The organism is Burkholderia sp. Ac-20344 (assembly GCF_017104975.1).
In the GTDB taxonomy this organism is placed as follows: Bacteria; Pseudomonadota; Gammaproteobacteria; order Burkholderiales; family Burkholderiaceae; genus Burkholderia.
In genome coordinates, this window is record NZ_JAAGPP010000026.1 from 1 (window position 1) to 15,950 (window position 15,950).

General features: G+C 65.2%; 13 protein-coding genes and 7 tRNA genes. 5 read left to right on the top strand and 15 right to left on the bottom strand.

All coding sequences use genetic code 11. From position 1 onward, the window contains the following. Positions 1-610: 610 nt before the first annotated feature. A complete protein-coding gene (gene aceA, locus G3N64_RS11435; protein ID WP_205784058.1) occupies positions 611-1,918 on the top strand; it encodes an isocitrate lyase in 1,308 nt (435 codons plus the stop codon). Positions 1,919-2,105: 187 nt separating this feature from the next. Here aceA and G3N64_RS11440 read toward each other — a convergent pair whose 3' ends face one another. Together G3N64_RS11440 and G3N64_RS11445 are read right to left on the bottom strand one after the other, a co-directional pair. Beyond that, positions 2,106-2,540: a universal stress protein gene (locus G3N64_RS11440; protein ID WP_031399397.1), complete on the bottom strand. Its 435-nt coding sequence runs from the start codon at positions 2,538-2,540 to the stop codon at positions 2,106-2,108. 159 nt (positions 2,541-2,699) lie between these two features. Continuing rightward, positions 2,700-3,605, bottom strand: coding sequence for a LysR family transcriptional regulator (locus tag G3N64_RS11445; RefSeq protein WP_205784059.1), 906 nt, complete (start codon positions 3,603-3,605; stop codon positions 2,700-2,702). Positions 3,606-3,759: 154 nt separating this feature from the next. On the opposite strand from G3N64_RS11445, the gene G3N64_RS11450 reads away from it, so the two are divergent. Both G3N64_RS11450 and aceB read left to right on the top strand, forming a co-directional pair. Then, the gene (locus tag G3N64_RS11450) at positions 3,760-4,521 is read left to right on the top strand and encodes a haloacid dehalogenase type II (RefSeq protein ID WP_205784060.1); all 762 of its coding nucleotides are present in this window, start codon (positions 3,760-3,762) and stop codon (positions 4,519-4,521) included. Positions 4,522-4,588: 67 nt separating this feature from the next. Further along, positions 4,589-6,181 (top strand): malate synthase A, encoded by a 1,593-nt coding sequence (gene aceB / locus G3N64_RS11455; RefSeq protein WP_205784061.1) that lies wholly within the window; start codon positions 4,589-4,591, stop codon positions 6,179-6,181. Positions 6,182-6,306: 125 nt separating this feature from the next. Here aceB and G3N64_RS11460 read toward each other — a convergent pair whose 3' ends face one another. Then, positions 6,307-6,720, bottom strand: a complete 414-nt coding sequence (locus G3N64_RS11460) for a gamma-glutamylcyclotransferase family protein (protein ID WP_205784062.1) — start codon at positions 6,718-6,720, stop codon at positions 6,307-6,309. 257 nt (positions 6,721-6,977) lie between these two features. Between G3N64_RS11460 and G3N64_RS11465 the strand changes: the two genes are divergently transcribed. After that, complete coding sequence (locus G3N64_RS11465) at positions 6,978-7,853, top strand: helix-turn-helix transcriptional regulator (RefSeq protein ID WP_205784063.1); 876 nt, start codon at positions 6,978-6,980, stop codon at positions 7,851-7,853. A gap of 26 nt (positions 7,854-7,879) precedes the next feature. Here G3N64_RS11465 and G3N64_RS11470 read toward each other — a convergent pair whose 3' ends face one another. The 9 genes from G3N64_RS11470 to gltX all read right to left on the bottom strand — a co-directional run bounded on the left by G3N64_RS11470 (position 7,880) and on the right by gltX (position 11,085). Beyond that, on the bottom strand, positions 7,880-8,344 hold the full coding sequence (locus G3N64_RS11470) for a GNAT family N-acetyltransferase (RefSeq protein WP_027787064.1): 465 nt from the start codon (positions 8,342-8,344) through the stop codon (positions 7,880-7,882). Between the two features lie 168 nt (positions 8,345-8,512). Next, positions 8,513-8,589, bottom strand: a tRNA-Asp gene (locus tag G3N64_RS11475). A gap of 73 nt (positions 8,590-8,662) precedes the next feature. Beyond that, positions 8,663-8,738, bottom strand: a tRNA-Glu gene (locus G3N64_RS11480). Between the two features lie 66 nt (positions 8,739-8,804). Then, positions 8,805-8,881, bottom strand: a tRNA-Asp gene (locus G3N64_RS11485). Positions 8,882-8,959: 78 nt separating this feature from the next. Continuing rightward, positions 8,960-9,035, bottom strand: a tRNA-Glu gene (locus G3N64_RS11490). A gap of 63 nt (positions 9,036-9,098) precedes the next feature. Next, positions 9,099-9,175 (bottom strand) — tRNA-Asp (locus tag G3N64_RS11495). Positions 9,176-9,254: 79 nt separating this feature from the next. Next, positions 9,255-9,330, bottom strand: a tRNA-Glu gene (locus G3N64_RS11500). A 141-nt stretch (positions 9,331-9,471) separates the two neighbouring features. Continuing rightward, positions 9,472-9,547, bottom strand: a tRNA-Ala gene (locus G3N64_RS11505). Between the two features lie 128 nt (positions 9,548-9,675). After that, entirely contained in the window at positions 9,676-11,085 is a 1,410-nt protein-coding gene (gltX, locus tag G3N64_RS11510; protein WP_205784064.1) for a glutamate--tRNA ligase, read from the bottom strand. A gap of 280 nt (positions 11,086-11,365) precedes the next feature. Here gltX and G3N64_RS11515 point away from each other — a divergent pair, with 280 nt between their 5' ends. Next, positions 11,366-12,280 (top strand): patatin-like phospholipase family protein, encoded by a 915-nt coding sequence (locus tag G3N64_RS11515; protein ID WP_205784065.1) that lies wholly within the window; start codon positions 11,366-11,368, stop codon positions 12,278-12,280. Between the two features lie 147 nt (positions 12,281-12,427). Here the strand turns inward: G3N64_RS11515 and G3N64_RS11520 are convergent, their stop codons facing one another. The 3 genes from G3N64_RS11520 to G3N64_RS11530 form a co-directional block, all read right to left on the bottom strand. After that, on the bottom strand, positions 12,428-13,102 hold the full coding sequence (locus G3N64_RS11520; protein WP_205784066.1) for a C40 family peptidase: 675 nt from the start codon (positions 13,100-13,102) through the stop codon (positions 12,428-12,430). A 128-nt stretch (positions 13,103-13,230) separates the two neighbouring features. Continuing rightward, complete coding sequence (locus tag G3N64_RS11525; RefSeq protein WP_205784067.1) at positions 13,231-14,853, bottom strand: dipeptide ABC transporter ATP-binding protein; 1,623 nt, start codon at positions 14,851-14,853, stop codon at positions 13,231-13,233. Beyond that, positions 14,850-15,947, bottom strand: coding sequence for an ABC transporter permease (locus G3N64_RS11530; protein WP_205784068.1), 1,098 nt, complete (start codon positions 15,945-15,947; stop codon positions 14,850-14,852). The genes G3N64_RS11525 and G3N64_RS11530 overlap by 4 nt, the downstream gene beginning before the upstream one ends. Positions 15,948-15,950 lie beyond the last annotated feature (3 nt).

A 15,950-nucleotide genomic window follows, 5' to 3' on the forward strand; every position in this document is an offset into this window, starting at 1 on the left:
ACTGGTGTTAGATTGTATGTGACGGTGGTCTTGTGTTTTCTTTTTTTTAATGATCCGGCCACCACCGGACTCTACACCATTGTTGACACTCTTTCCTACCCGACGCTCTTCCGATCTGCCGGGCGGCAGCCGTGACGGCGGCCCGCGTCGCGACGGCCAACGCAGCGGTGGCCCGCGTCGCGGCAACTCCGCGTCGTAAGCACGCACGGGCGGCCATCGGCCGCCCCACGGAGGGCAGACCCGCGGATGACCGCCCTGCCCATCCAGCCAACCGGCGCATATGCGCCGGTTTTTTTTCGCCCCGCCCCACATTTCACGATGCGGAAAATTTTTTTGTGTCGTAAAAAATCATGCTGCGTGGCACAACCGCAGCGATTGCGGGATGGAAAAAGGCATTTCTTATCTCGAAATTACAGTTCCAAGATATTGATTAAAAACAACTAAAAATTTACCCCACCGCTCAACAAGCCCCCTGTCCCGCTCCGGTCGATTTGCCTAGACTCTTATACAAGACCTCGCGAACCGGAACGCATCGCTCCCGGCTTCGAGAACAGCCTCGCCACCGTCAGATTCAACCCATCAGGCATCGCACCGCATCAAGGAGCTCATCATGTCTCGTCAGCAACAGGCACAGGAACTGCAAAAGCAATGGGAAACCGATCCGCGCTGGAAGGGTATCAAGCGCAGCTACTCGGCTGAAGACGTGGTCCGCCTGCGTGGCTCGATCCCGATCGAGCATACGCTGGCCAAGCGCGGCGCGGAAAAGCTGTGGAGCCTCATCAACCACGAGCCGTTCGTCAACGCCCTCGGCGCACTGACCGGCAACCAGGCGATGCAGCAGGTGAAGGCAGGCCTGAAGGCCATCTACCTGTCCGGCTGGCAAGTGGCCGGCGACGCGAACGTCGCGGGCGAAATGTACCCGGACCAGTCGCTGTACCCGGCAAACTCGGTGCCGCTCGTCGTGAAGCGCATCAACAACACGCTGACGCGCGCCGACCAGATCCAGTGGTCGGAAGGCAAGAACCCGGGCGACGAAGGCTATGTCGACTTCTTCGCACCGATCGTCGCTGACGCGGAAGCCGGTTTCGGCGGCGTGCTGAACGCGTTCGAGCTGATGAAGGCGATGATCGAAGCCGGCGCCTCGGGCGTCCACTTCGAAGACCAGCTCGCGTCGGTGAAGAAGTGCGGCCACATGGGCGGCAAGGTGCTGGTGCCGACGCGTGAAGCCGTCGCGAAACTGTCGGCTGCGCGTCTCGCGGCGGACGTGATGGGCACGCCGACCGTGCTGGTCGCCCGCACCGACGCGGAAGCGGCCGACCTGATCACGTCCGACGTCGACGACAACGACAAGCCGTTCCTGATGGGCGAGCGCACGGTGGAAGGCTTCTTCCGCACGAAGCCGGGCATCGAGCAGGCGATCTCGCGCGGTCTCGCGTACGCGCCGTACGCCGACCTGGTCTGGTGCGAGACGGGCAAGCCGGATCTCGAGTACGCGAAGAAGTTCGCGGAAGCGATTCACAAGCAGTTCCCGGGCAAGATGCTGTCGTACAACTGCTCGCCGTCGTTCAACTGGAAGAAGAACCTCGACGACGCGACGATCGCGAAGTTCCAGAAGGAACTCGGCGCGATGGGCTACAAGTTCCAGTTCATCACGCTGGCCGGCTTCCATGCGCTCAACTACTCGATGTTCAACCTCGCGCACGGCTATGCCCGCACGCAGATGAGCGCGTTCGTCGAACTGCAGCAAGCCGAGTTCGCGGCAGCGGACAAGGGCTTCACGGCCGTCAAGCACCAGCGCGAAGTCGGTACCGGCTACTTCGACGCAGTGACGCAGACGGTCGAGCGCGAAGCGTCGACGACCGCGCTGCACGGCTCGACCGAAGACGAGCAGTTCTTCGACGGCAAGAAGGTCGCATAACGCGCGACACGCGTCATGCCGATGCCCGCCCCGTCTCGCGACGGCGCGGCATCGGCCACCGAACAACAATCAGGGAGGAGACGGCAGGCGCGCGATACCGATCGCGCGACCCGCCGCGCGGCCTGCGGGCCGCCAGCAACGACGCGCGCCGGCTCCGTCCGGCGCGCCCTTTTTCCAGGGCGCCGCCCTACCGATAAACGATCACCGGAATTTTCGTATGGGTCAGCACGCGCTGCGTCTCGCTGCCGATCAGCAAGCTGCCGAGCCCGCGGCGTCCGTGGGACGCCATGAAGATCACGTCGCAGCCGCCGCGTTCGGCCGCCTCGATGATGCCGAGATACGGCGACGGATGCACGCTCGTCCAGGTGTCGCAATCGACGCCGGCCGCCTTCGCGGCCGATTCGACCTCGTCGAGGTGCGCGCGCGCCTCGCGCTCGCTGCGCGCCCGGAAATCGGCGGGCGGCTCGATGATCACTTCGGAAAACGGCGAGTACGGATACTGCGGCAGGCACGCATAGGCCGTGACGCGCGCACCGACCGCCCGAGCCAGGTCGATCGCGCCGTCGATTGCCTTCTGCGACAGTTCGGAACCGTCGGTTGGAACGAGGATGTGCCGGAACATCGCGCCCTCCTTCGTCAATCGCACTCCGCACGCCGCGATCCCATCCGAGCCGGCCGCGACGTGTCGGACATGCCTCCTTCGAGTGTAGTGCGCGAAACCGCCCAACCGGCGCCGGCAGCGGGTTCGCCCTCATATCGGAAACACGCGGGCATGCACGGCCTACTCTCCCCAATATCCGGGCCGCTCGTAGGTGTGCTTCAGGTAATCGAGAAACAGCCGCACGCGCAGCGGCAGGTGCCGGCGTTGCGGAAACACCGCGTGGATGCCGATCGGCGGGGCGGCGAACGCGTCGAGCACGCTGACGAGCCGGCCGGCCGCGATGTCCTCGCCGACCTCCCACCACGAGCGCCACGCCAGGCCGTGGCCGGCGAGGCACCACTCGTGCAGCACCGCACCATCCGAGCATTCCATCGTGCCGTTCACGCGGATCGACACGACCTTGTCGTTCTCCTGGAACGACCAGCCGCGTTGCTGGTTCGCGTTTGCCGCGAGCGCGAGGCAGTTGTGCCGCGCCAGCTCCGCGAGCGTGGCCGGCGTGCCGCGCCGTACGAGATACGCGGGAGCAGCGACGCACACGCGGCGATTCTCGCCGAGCTTCAGCGACACGAGCGACGAGTCGGGCAGCTCGCCGAGCCGCACCGCGCAATCGAATCCCTCGTTGACGAGGTCGACCATCCGGTCGGACAGGTCGAGCGTGACCGATACATCCGGATGCCCGACGCTGAATTCGGGCACGAGCGGCGCGACGTGCCGCCGGCCGAAGCCGGCCGGCGCGGAAATGCGCAGATGGCCGCTCGCCTTCACGCCGCCGGCGGACACGCTCGCCTCCGCGTTCTGCATGTCGTTGATGACGCGCTGGCAATCCTCGAGGAACGCCGAACCCTCGAATGTCAGCGTGAGCTTGCGCGTCGTGCGCACCAGCAGCTTCACGCCGAGCCGCTCCTCAAGCGCGTCGAGGCGGCGGCCGATGATCGCCGGTGCGACGCCTTCCGCGTGCGCGGCCGCCGACAGGCTGCCCTTCGCCGCGACCGCAACGAACGTTTCGATCTGCTTGAACCGGTCCATGACTCGCGGGGGCGGTACTGCCGCCCTTCAAATAGCTTAAACCGCTCAAGATTAGGTATATGAAAGTAAAAGATCAAGTGATGATTAGCGTCTTTTTTAGCGCATACGATCACGAATAGAATTTACCCGACCTCTGAAACTGGAGCGCAAGGCTATGTCGGCCACAACGACACTCTCCTCTCCCGACGCAATCCTCTTCGACGCATTCGGCACGTTGTTCGACGTGCGTGCGGTCCTGGCCGCGGCAGAGCAGATGTTTCCCGGTCACGGGGAACGGTTGTCGCAGCTGTGGCGACGCAAGCAAATCGAATACTCGCAGTTGCGCACGCTCGCCGATCCGGCCGGCGCCCGCTATCGCCCGTTCCGGGACATCACGCTCGATGCACTGCGGTTCGCCGCGCGCCGGCTCGGGCTCGCGCTGAACAGCGCGGCCGAGAAGCGGTTGATGGACGAATACGCGTGCCTGTCGACCTATCCCGATACGGTGCCCGCGCTGCGCAAGCTGCGCGCGCGCGACCCGCGCCCGCCGCTCGCGATCCTGTCGAACGGCACGCCGCAGATGCTCGACATTGCAATCAAGAGCGCCGGCATGTCCGGGCTGTTCGATCGCGTGCTGTCGGCCGACACCGTGCGCGCGTACAAGCCGAGCCCGGCCGCCTATGCGCTCGGCACCGACGCGTTCGGACCGAACCGGCGCGGCATCGTGTTCGTGTCGTCGAACGCATGGGACGTCGCCGGCGCCGTCTGGTTCGGCTACACGACGTTCTGGCTCAACCGCACGGGTGCGCCCGCCGAGGAACTCGGCGCGCCGCCCGACGGCACGGGCACCGGCATGGCCGACCTGCTCGCATTCCTCGCCACCCCGGCTCCGTCCGGCAGACCCGCGAACCGCACGCGCCCCGGCCCGGGTGCATGACGTTCGCAGCGCTGCCGCCTTCCCCATTCACCGAAACCGCAACTGACCGACCAAGGAGATGAGACTCATGAGCACCCCGATCACGCTGCCGCAAGGCATGGCGATCACCGGCGAAATCAAGCCGGGTTACGAAGCAATCCTGACGCCCGAAGCGCTCGCACTCGTCGCGGCGCTGCACCGCACGTTCGAGCCGCGCCGCCAGGCGCTGCTGCAGGCGCGCGTCGAGCGCACGAAACGCCTCGATGCGGGCGAGCGCCCCGACTTCCTGGTCGAGACGAAGGCGATCCGCGAAGGCGATTGGAAGGTTGCGCCGCTGCCGGCCGACCTGCAATGCCGCCGCGTCGAGATCACGGGCCCCGTCGAGCGCAAGATGATCATCAACGCGCTGAACTCGGGTGCCGATTCGTACATGACGGACTTCGAGGATTCGAACGCGCCGAGCTGGACGAACCAGATCGACGGCCAGATCAACCTGAAGGACGCGGTGCGCCGCACGATCTCGCTCGAGCAGAACGGCAAGTCGTACCAGCTGAACGACAAGGTCGCGACGCTGATCGTGCGTCCGCGCGGCTGGCACCTCGACGAAAAGCACGTGACGGTCGACGGCCAGCGCGTGTCCGGCGGCATCTTCGATTTCGCGCTGTTCCTGTTCCATAACGCGAAGGAACTGCTCGCGCGCGGCTCGGGCCCGTACTTCTACCTGCCGAAGATGGAAAGCCATCTCGAGGCGCGCCTGTGGAACGACATCTTCGTCGCCGCGCAGGAAGGCGTCGGCGTGCCGCGCGGCACGATCCGCGCGACGGTGCTGATCGAGACGATCCTCGCCGCGTTCGAGATGGACGAGATCCTGTACGAACTGCGCGAACACAGCTCGGGCCTGAACGCCGGCCGCTGGGACTACATCTTCTCGGCCATCAAGAAGTTCAAGAACGACCGCGACTTCTGCCTCGCCGAGCGTTCGAAGATCACGATGACGGTGCCGTTCATGCGCGCGTACGCGCTGCTGCTGCTGAAGACCTGCCACAAGCGCAACGCGCCGGCGATCGGCGGGATGAGCGCGCTGATCCCGATCAAGAACGATCCGGAGGCGAACGACAAGGCAATGGGCGGCGTGCGCTCGGACAAGCAGCGCGACGCGACCGACGGCTACGACGGCGGCTGGGTGGCCCACCCGGGCCTCGTGCCGATCGCGATGGAAGAGTTCGTCAAGGTGCTCGGCGACCAGCCGAACCAGATCGCGAAGCAGCGCGACGACGTGCAGGTCGAAGGCAGGAACCTGCTCGACTTCCAGCCCGAAGCGCCGATCACCGAAGCCGGCCTGCGCAACAACATCAACGTCGGCATCCACTACCTCGGCGCATGGCTCGACGGCAACGGCTGCGTGCCGATCCACAACCTGATGGAAGATGCGGCCACGGCCGAGATCTCCCGTTCGCAGGTGTGGCAATGGATCCGCTCGCCGAAAGGCGTGCTCGACGACGGCCGCAAGGTCACGGCCGAACTCGTGCGCGAATTCGCGAAGGCCGAGCTCGACAACGTGAAGCGGTCGGTCGGCGGCAACACGCAGCCGTACGAGCGCGCCGCGGCGATCTTCGAGCAGATGTCGACGTCGGAAGGCTTCACCGAGTTCCTGACGCTGCCGCTGTACGAGGAAATCTGACGACGCTGCCCGCCTCGGTCGGGGCCGGTCCTGCGTCGGCGCCGGTCGCATGCGATGACGGCATCAAAAAAGCGCCCCTCGGGGCGCTTTTTCTGTTGCGGCAGGACCGGCCGCCGCGCAACCGGTCAGACGGCTTCCCGCTCGCGCCGGTGCTGAACCCAGTCTCCCGACGCAATGCGCGGACGCCCGGCTGTCGCGTGTGCGGCGACCGGATAGTAAAGGCAGGCGTACTGCCGGCCGCCGAGCTCGACGGTCACGTCCTCCGGCTTGAACAGCGCGTCGACGCCAGGATACACGCGCTCGATCTCGTCGAGCACCGGAACGAGCCGGTCGTCGACCTCGTACACGTCGCCCCAGACCAGCGACTTGCCGGCCGCTCCGGCGATCATCCCCGGATACGGGCCGAAATCGTACAGTTCGCCCGGCAGCGCGGCGGCGCCGAGCAGCGTCGGCGCGGCAATCCCGTGCCTGGCGGCTGCATGGCCGATGTCGTTGGCCTCCCCGTTTCTCAAGGTGCCGTAGACGAATACGTAACGCATCGTGGTTCTCCTCTTTGATTCGTGTGTTGCCGTGCTCGCGTGCGATTCGTGCGAAATCGCCCGCGCATCGATAGACCACGATACCGGTCCGATGGTTCGAACCCGCACGCGCGCCCGGCCCCGGGCAGTCCCGAAATCGCCGGGGGCCCCACACAAAGTTCATTTGAACGCGGCATGATCGTCCGACAAACCGTCGCATGCGCTTTTGCGGCGCCTTCTACAATAACGGCATCGCCGCCGCGCTGCCCGAATCGTCCATGAATCCGCCCGTCCAAGCCGACGTATCGAACCCGTACGTCATCGACATTCCGCCCGAATTCGCACCGACCGCCGTCCATCCGATGCGCGTGCGCGCACGGCGGGTCGACGCCGGACACCGCATCCCGTTGCATACGCATGCGTGGGCGCAGCTCGCGTACGCGTCGCGCGGCGTGCTGCGCGTCGCGACGACCGGCACGACATGGATGGTGCCGCCATCCCGCGCGATCTGGGTACCGCCGCGTGTGACGCACGAGGTCGTGATCGTCGAAGAGGCGTATTTGCGCACGCTGTATATCGACGAGTCGATCGTGCCGGACGGGCTCGATGCGTGCCGCGTCGTCGAAGTGACGGGGCTCCTGCGCGAACTGATCGTCGCACTCGACGCACGCGACCTGAGCACCGCGCGCGAGCGCCTGCTGTGCGGGCTCGTGCTCGACGAGCTGAGCCGCGCCGAACCGCTGCCGCTCGCGGTGCCGATGCCCGACGAAAAACGGCTGCGCATGCTGTGCGAATCGGTACTCGCGCACCCGGCGCATGCGGAGTCGCTTGAACATTGGGCAAGCGAGGTCGGCGCGAGCACGCGCACGATTTCGCGGCTCTTCAAGCAGGAACTGGGCGTGAGCTTTTCGCAGTGGCGTCAGCAGGCACTGCTGGCACGGGCCATTCCGCTGCTGAACCAGGGGCGCCCGCTGTCGCACATCGCGCGCGAACTCGGCTACCAGAGCCAGAGCGCCTTTTCGGCGATGTTCCGCCGTGCATTCGGCGAAAGCCCGCGCGCATTCATGCTGCGCGGCTACGAGCACCGCGGCCTGGAAGGCAGCCTCGCGGACGACGAAACGCCGAACGACGACGCGATCGGCGCCGTCCGCTGAGCGCCTCGCTCCAGGGCGTCAGATCTTCAGACTGGCCGCACCATGTGGCGGATCGAGCCAAGTTGCGCGAGCCGCGACCCGGCAACCTGATAGCCCATGCGCAAGTAGAGACGCGCGGCAGGATTGTCGACGAACACGCGCAGTTGCAGTTCGTGCAGCCCGCGCGCACGCGCCCAGCGATGCGACATGTCGAGCATGTAGGTGCCGGCGCCCTGCCCGCGATGGCCGGCTGCAATCTGCACATCGCGGATGTGCAGCGAGTCGCCCTCCTCGGTCACGCGCAGTACGCCGATGCGCTCACCGTCAGCCTCAAGGATGAAGTTCTCGGATTCGCGCCAGCTCGCATAAAACAGGTCGCTGCGCCACACGAGCCCGTGGCGCTTGTAATAGCCGCCCATGTTTCCGTGCGTCAGCGCTTCGGCAAACGGAAAATCGCCGGCCTCCGCAGGCCGGAGCTGATACAGAAGTCGCAGGTCGGTCGGATCGAGCATCGCGCAGGGGTCAAGAACGCATCCCGCCACGATAGCGCAGTCGCGTAGGGATGCAATCGCGAATTTCTCGTAGCGGCCCGACGCCGGATGACCGGAGGTTACGCCGCTGGCGGGCGCAACCGGAAACGCAAATGAAAAAGCCCGCACAAGGCGGGCTTCTTCATTTTCTGGCGGAGCGGACGGGACTCGAACCCGCGACCCCCGGCGTGACAGGCCGGTATTCTAACCGACTGAACTACCGCTCCAGTCTTGCTGCTTGCCTGGCAGGCGTCGGTTGCTTCCTGCCGGCGCGTCGTTTGTTCGAACGACGCCGAAATCTGGCGTCCCCTAGGGGATTCGAACCCCTGTACTCACCGTGAAAGGGTGATGTCCTAGGCCTCTAGACGAAGGGGACAACGTACTGCTTACATCCTTAATGCAAAAGCCCGTTCAAAAAACGTTCTTTGAACGGGCTTCGTTCTGGCGGAGCGGACGGGGCTCGAACCCGCGACCCCCGGCGTGACAGGCCGGTATTCTAACCAACTGAACTACCGCTCCAGCTTTCCTACCCTCACCTGCAGGACATCGTCACGTTCCTGCAAGTGCTGCGGCACTTCTACGAAACGCCGCTGAATCTGGCGTCCCCTAGGGGATTCGAACCCCTGTACTCACCGTGAAAGGGTGATGTCCTAGGCCTCTAGACGAAGGGGACAACGTACTGCTTACATCTTTAATACAAAAGCCCGCTCAAAAACGTCTTGAACGGGCTTCGTTCTGGCGGAGCGGACGGGACTCGAACCCGCGACCCCCGGCGTGACAGGCCGGTATTCTAACCGACTGAACTACCGCTCCAGCTTTCCTACCCTCACCCGCAGGACGTCGGTTACGTTCCTGCAAGCGTTGCGACACTTCTATGAAACGCCGCTGAATCTGGCGTCCCCTAGGGGATTCGAACCCCTGTACTCACCGTGAAAGGGTGATGTCCTAGGCCTCTAGACGAAGGGGACAAAATCTTTTCAGATCTGTCTGACTTTCGCTATTCACTTTTCAATCAACAGCGAAGGCCGAAATTCTAACTGCTTTGAATCATTCTGTGAAGCATTTATTACTACCACCGCTGCTTCGCAAATCAATCCAGCTTGTTCTGATGGTGGAGGTAAGCGGGATCGAACCGCTGACCTCTTGCATGCCATGCAAGCGCTCTCCCAGCTGAGCTATACCCCCTTGCAGAACAGAAATGAGATTATATGGAGCTACTTTGAACTTGTAAATACCCTTTTTGCGATTCGAGCGAAATTTTTTGCGAAGCTGCCGCGATGTCACGCACGGGCAGCTTCACACGCACCCGAACCTCAGACCAGCGCGGCCTCGATGCGCGACACCACGACATCGCGACCGAACAGCACGAGCACCGCATCGATCGACGGCGTGTGCGTCGTACCCGCCACCAGCAGACGCACCGGCATCGCGAGTTGCGGCATCTTCAGCTTGTGCGTGCCAAGCGTTGCCTTCAGCGCGGCGGACACGGCTTCCTTCGTCCAGTCGGCCGCCTTCAATGCAGCGACGAGATCGGCCAGCGCCGGGCGCACCGCATCGGTCACGTGCTGCGCAAGCGCATCGGCTTCCGGTGCCGGCACACGGTAGAACATCGTGGCACCTTCCGCGATCTCCTTGACCGTCGTCGCGCGATCCTTCATCAGCCCGACCACCGCTTCGAGCGCAGGGCCCGTCGCGATCGCCGCATCGTCGATGCCGAGTGCGGAGAGGAACGGCTTGGCCAGCTCGGCGAGGCGCGCGTTGTCAGCTTCCTTGATGTAATGCGCGTTCAGCCAGCTCAGCTTGCCGTGGTCGTACTGCGCCGGCGACTTGCCGAGATGTTCGAGATCGAACCATTCGACGAACTGCTCGCGCGAGAAGATCTCGGCGTCGCCGTGCGACCAGCCGAGGCGCGCAAGATAGTTGACGACGGCTTCAGGCAGGAAGCCGGCGTCGCGATACGCCATCACGCTCATCGCGCCATGCCGCTTGCTCATCTTCTCGCCCTGCTCGTTCAGCACGGTCGGCAGGTGCGCATAGACGGGCGGCTCGCCGCCGAGCGCATTCAGGATGTTGATCTGGCGCGGCGTGTTGTTCACGTGGTCGTCGCCACGGATCACGTGCGTGATGCCCATGTCCATGTCGTCCACCACCACGCAGAAGTTGTAGATCGGCGTGCCGTCCGGGCGCGCGATCACGAGGTCGTCGAGTTCCTCGTTCGAGATCTCGACACGCCCCTTCACGGCGTCGTCCCACACGACCGTGCCCGTCAGCGGATTGCGGAAGCGCAGCACCGGCTTCACGCCAGCCGGCGGCTCCGGCAGCACCTTGCCGGGCTCCGGACGCCACGTGCCGTCGTAGCGCGGCTTCAGGCCGGCCTCGCGCTGGCGTTCGCGCAGCGCATCGAGCTCCTCGGCCGACATGTAGCACGGGTACGCCAGCCCCTTCTCCAGCATCTGCGCGAGCACCTCGCGATAGCGGTCCATCCGCTGCATCTGGTAGATCGGGCCTTCGTCGAAATCCAGGCCGAGCCATTGCATCCCTTCGAGGATCGCGTCGACCGCTTCCTGTGACGAGCGCTCGACGTCGGTATCCTCGATGCGCAGCACGAACATGCCCTTCATCTTGCGGGCGAACGCCCACGGATAGAGCGCGGAGCGGATGTTGCCGAGGTGGATGAAGCCGGTGGGACTCGGCGCGAAGCGGGTACGGACAGGACGGGTCATAAACGGTAACTCGAACGCCTGGGGCGCATGAATGATTCGACGCGGGATCGACGGCGGTAGCCCGGACAGCAACGGGGCCGGCGACGCCCGGAACGGGAAAGAAGCCGGAATTATACTCGCGCCGGACATCGCGCCAAGCGCGCCGCTTGCTTTATGATGTGCGCGCCGCGGCCGCCAGCCGGCGCGGCACCGGCCGCACGGAACCTGCTGCGCGGCCGCTCGGAACCTATCGCCGCCGCGGGCCGTGTAACCCGCCGCCAAGCCGCCGGAGAACCATTCGATGTCGTCCCCTCGCCTGTCGCGCCGCCACTTCACGATCGCCGCCGCGTCCGCCAGCCTCGCCGCCTGCACGTCGTTCGGCGACAAATCCCGCCCCGGCAACACACAGTCGCAAGAAAAGCCCGTGAAGATCGGCATCGCGCTCGGTGGCGGCGCCGCGCGCGGCTTCTCGCACATCGGCGTGCTGAAGGCGCTCGAGGCGCGTGGCATCCCGGTCGAAATCGTCGCAGGCACGAGCGCGGGCTCGGTGGTCGGCGCACTCTATGCATCGGGCATGAGCGCGCTGCAGATCAACAAGATCGCGCTCGACATGGACCAGGCAGCGATCAGCGACTGGGCGCTGCCGTTCCGCTCACGCGGGCTGCTGCAAGGCGTGGCACTGCAGAACTTCCTGAACAAGACGCTCAACAACCGGCCGATCGAGAAGATGGCGAAGCCGCTCGGCATCGTCGCGACCGATCTGCAGAGCGGCCAGCCGATCCTGTTCCAGCAGGGCAACACGGGGCTCGCGGTGCGCGCGTCGTGCAGCGTGCCGTCGGTGTTCGAACCGGTGAAGATCGGCAACCGCGAATATGTCGACGGCGGCCTCGTGAGCCCCGTGCCAGCATCGTACGCGCGCAAGATGGGCGCGAGCTTCGTGATCGCGGTCGACATCTCGGCCCGGCCGGACGGCGCGGCAACCAACAACCCGATCGAGATGCTGCTGCAGACCTTCACGATCATGGGCCAGACGATCAAGACCTACGAGCTCGACAAGTACGCGGACGTCGTGATCCGCCCAAACCTCGCGGCCATGGGCGGCAGCGATTTCAACCAGCGCAACGCGGCGATCCTCGCGGGCGAGGAAGCCGTCGCGCGCATCATGCCGGAACTGCAGCGCAAGCTCACGGCGGCGCGCGGCGTAGCTGCCGCGTAAGCACGCGATGCGCAGGCCGGTGCGCGCCGCCGGCCTGCCAACGGCGGAACGGCTTTCAGCTCACCGTTTGCACCGCCCCAAAACAAAAAACCCTGCCGCCTTTCGGTGACAGGGTTTTTTCGATCCGGCCGGACTGGCCGTCGAACGTCAGTTGTTGCCGCTCGCCGAATCGTCGCCGATCGTCGCGCGCACGCGCTGACGCAGGTCTTCCGGCTTCATCGGGAACTCCGATTCAAGCCGGCGCGCGCCGGTGAAACGCTTTTCCCAGTAGCCGCTATCGAGATCGTCGACGCGGATGGTGCTGCCGGTCGACGGCGAGTGCACGAACTTGTTGTCGCCGATATAGATGCCGACGTGCGAGAACGTGCGGCGCATCGTGTTGAAGAACACGAGGTCACCCGGCTTGAGGTTGCTCATGCTGACCTTCTCGCCGACGCGGCTCATCTCTTCCGCACGGCGCGGCAGCGACATGCCGAGCGTGTCCTGGAACACATAGCGCACGAAGCCGCTGCAATCGAGGCCCGAATCCGGCGAGTTGCCGCCCCAGCGATAGCGCACGCCGATCATGTTCAGCGCGCCGACGACCACGTCGCCTGCCTTGCCGGCCATGCCGGCGAGGAACGACTTCGCGCCACCGCTCGACGGCTGCGCGCTGGCCTGCTGGAGGGAAGAATTCGACGCGTTCTGCGTCGAATTCGTGACATTTTGGTTAAAACTGCTGACTTCGTCGGCGAACGCGCCGGGAGCTGCTGCAAACAGGGCGCCGATGAATAGCCCGGCGATGGTGCGCGCGCATGCCTGGGTCAGGGATCGATGCTGCATTGGTCGATGGAATTTGCTTAAAAATCAGCTGATTGGCGGAAAATTTCGGTCGATACTAGCCAGCGCGTAATCGTTTGTCAAAACAAATTAATAAATACAATCGAGATGATCAGACCATTGGCGGCCTATCACGCTTTCCAGACCGCTTTCAACAGCTTTTGTGTGTAAGGATGTGACGGTCGGGTGAAGATATCGGCCACCTCTCCCGACTCGACGACGGCCCCGTCCTGCATCACCGCGACGCGGTGCGCCATCGCCCCGATCACCTCCAGGTCGTGGCTGATGAATACATAGCCGAGGTTGTATTTCTGTTGCAAATTCGCGAGCAGTTTCAGCACCTGCTGCTGGATCGACACGTCGAGCGCGGAGGTCGGCTCGTCGAGGATCAGGATGCGCGGCTCCAGCACCAGCGCGCGCGCGATGGCGATCCGCTGGCGCTGCCCGCCCGAGAATTCATGCGGATAACGGTGCAGCACCGTGCGGTCGAGGCCGACTTCGCGCAGTACCGCGAGCGACTTCGCGCGGCGCGCATCGGGCGTCATGTCCGGGCGATGCAGCTCGAGCCCCTCGCCGACGATCCGCTCGATCGTGTGACGCGGCGAAAGCGAACTGAACGGATCCTGAAAGACCACCTGCATGTTCGAGCGCAGCGCGGTCTGCTCACGGCCGCGATAGGTCGACAGCGCGCGCCCCTGGAATTCGATCGTGCCGCCGGCCGTCTTCTGCAGCCCGAGCAGCGCCATCGCGAGCGTCGACTTCCCGGATCCCGATTCGCCGACGATGCCGAGCGTCTCGCCCTGCCGCACCGACACCGATACGTCCGCGACGGCCGTCACGGGCACCGAGCCGAACCAGCCCGCGATGCCCGGCCGCTTGCGCGCGAACTGCACGCTCACGTGGTGCGCATCGAGCACGACGGGCGCGATCGGCATCACCGGCGCAACCGCGCGTTGCGGCCGGCTGTTCAGCAGCCGCTGCGTATACGGATGCTCGGGTTCCGCGAAGATCCGCTCGACGGGCCCGCTCTCGACGAGCCGGCCGTGCTCCATCACCGCGACGCGATCCGCGAAGTGCCGCACGAGATTCAGGTCGTGCGTGATCAGCAGGATCGCCATCCCGCGCTTTTTCGCTTCCTCGCGCTGCAGTTCCAGCAGCAGGTCGACGATCTGCGCGCGGATCGTCACGTCGAGCGCGGTGGTCGGCTCGTCGGCCAGCAACAGGCGCGGCCGGCAGGCGAGCGCCATCGCGATCATCGCGCGCTGGCGCTGGCCGCCCGACAACTGGTGCGGATAGCTGTCGACCCGCTTCTCCGGCTCCGCGATGCCCGTGCGCGCGAGCAGCGCGATCGCACGCTTGCGCGCCTCGACAGCCGATACACCGTCGTGCAGCACGATCGTCTCGCCGATCTGCACGCCGATCGTATACAGCGGGTTGAGCGCGGTCATCGGCTCCTGGAAGATCATCGCGATGTCCGAGCCGCGCAGCCCGCGCATTTCGCGCTCGCTTTTGGCCGCTAGGTCCTGCCCCGCGAAGCGGATCGCACCACTGACTTCGGCGTCGCGCAGCAGCCGCAGGATCGACAGCGCGGTCACGCTCTTGCCCGACCCCGACTCGCCGACCAGCGCAACGCGCTCACCACGGCCGATCGCGAGCGTCACGTCGTCCACCGCGACCGTGTCGCCGAAGCGCACATGCAGATGCTCGAGCGCCAGCAGGGGTTCATGCTGCGTCGATACGACCGGTTCGCTCATCGCTGACCTCCCGCCGCGCGCACCGAATCGGCGATCCGCGTGTCCAGTGCGTTGCGCAGCGCATCGCCCATGAAGGTCAGCAGCAGCAACGTCGCGACCAGCACGCCGAACGTCGACAGCGAGATCCACCAGGCGTCGAGGTTGCCCTTGCCCTGCGCGAGCAGCTCCCCGAGGCTCGGGGTCGGCGGCGGCACGCCGAGCCCGAGGAAATCGAGGCTCGTGAGCGCGAGGATCGAGCCGCTCATCCGGAACGGCAGGAACGTGATCACCGGCGTGAGACTGTTCGGCAGCACGTGACGCCAGATGATCTGCCAGTTCGTGAGCCCCATCGCGCGCGCCGCGCGCACATAGTCCTGCGTGCGGTTGCGCAGGAATTCCGCGCGCACGTAGTCGGCGAGCCCGATCCAGCCGAACAGCGAGAGCAGCACGATCAGCAGCAGGAAGCTCGGCTCGAAGATCGACGCGAAGATGATCAGCAGGTACAGCTCGGGCAGCGAACTCCAGATCTCGATCAGCCGCTGCCCGACGATGTCGATGCGCCCGCCGAAGAAGCCCTGCACGGCGCCCGCGGCGATCCCGAGCAGCGTGCCGATCACGGTCAGGATCAGCCCGAACTCGACCGACACGCGGAACCCGTACACAAGCCGCGCGAGCAGATCGCGCCCCTGCGCGTCGGTGCCGAGCCAGTTCTCGCGCGACGGCGGCGCCGGGTTCGGCACGTTCGAGAAGTAGTTCAGCGTGTCGTAGTAGTAACGGTTCGGCGGGTAGACGACGAAGTTGCCGGGCGCCTCGAGCCGCTTGCGCACGTACGGATCGAGATAGTCGGCCGGCGTCGGGAAATCGCCGCCGAAGGTCGTCTCCGGGTACGCATGGAACATGGGGAAATAGGTCTGGCCGTCATAGCGCACGACGAGCGGCTTGTCGTTCGACCACAGCGGCGCCGCCACGCTCGCGGCGAACGCGACGACGAAGATCACGAAGCTCCAGTAGCCGAGGCGCTGCTGCCTGAAACGCTGCCACACGCGACGCGCGGGCGACGGCGACACGCGGGCGCGCGCCGCGTCGATGCGGGACGACACGACTGCCCGGTTCATCGC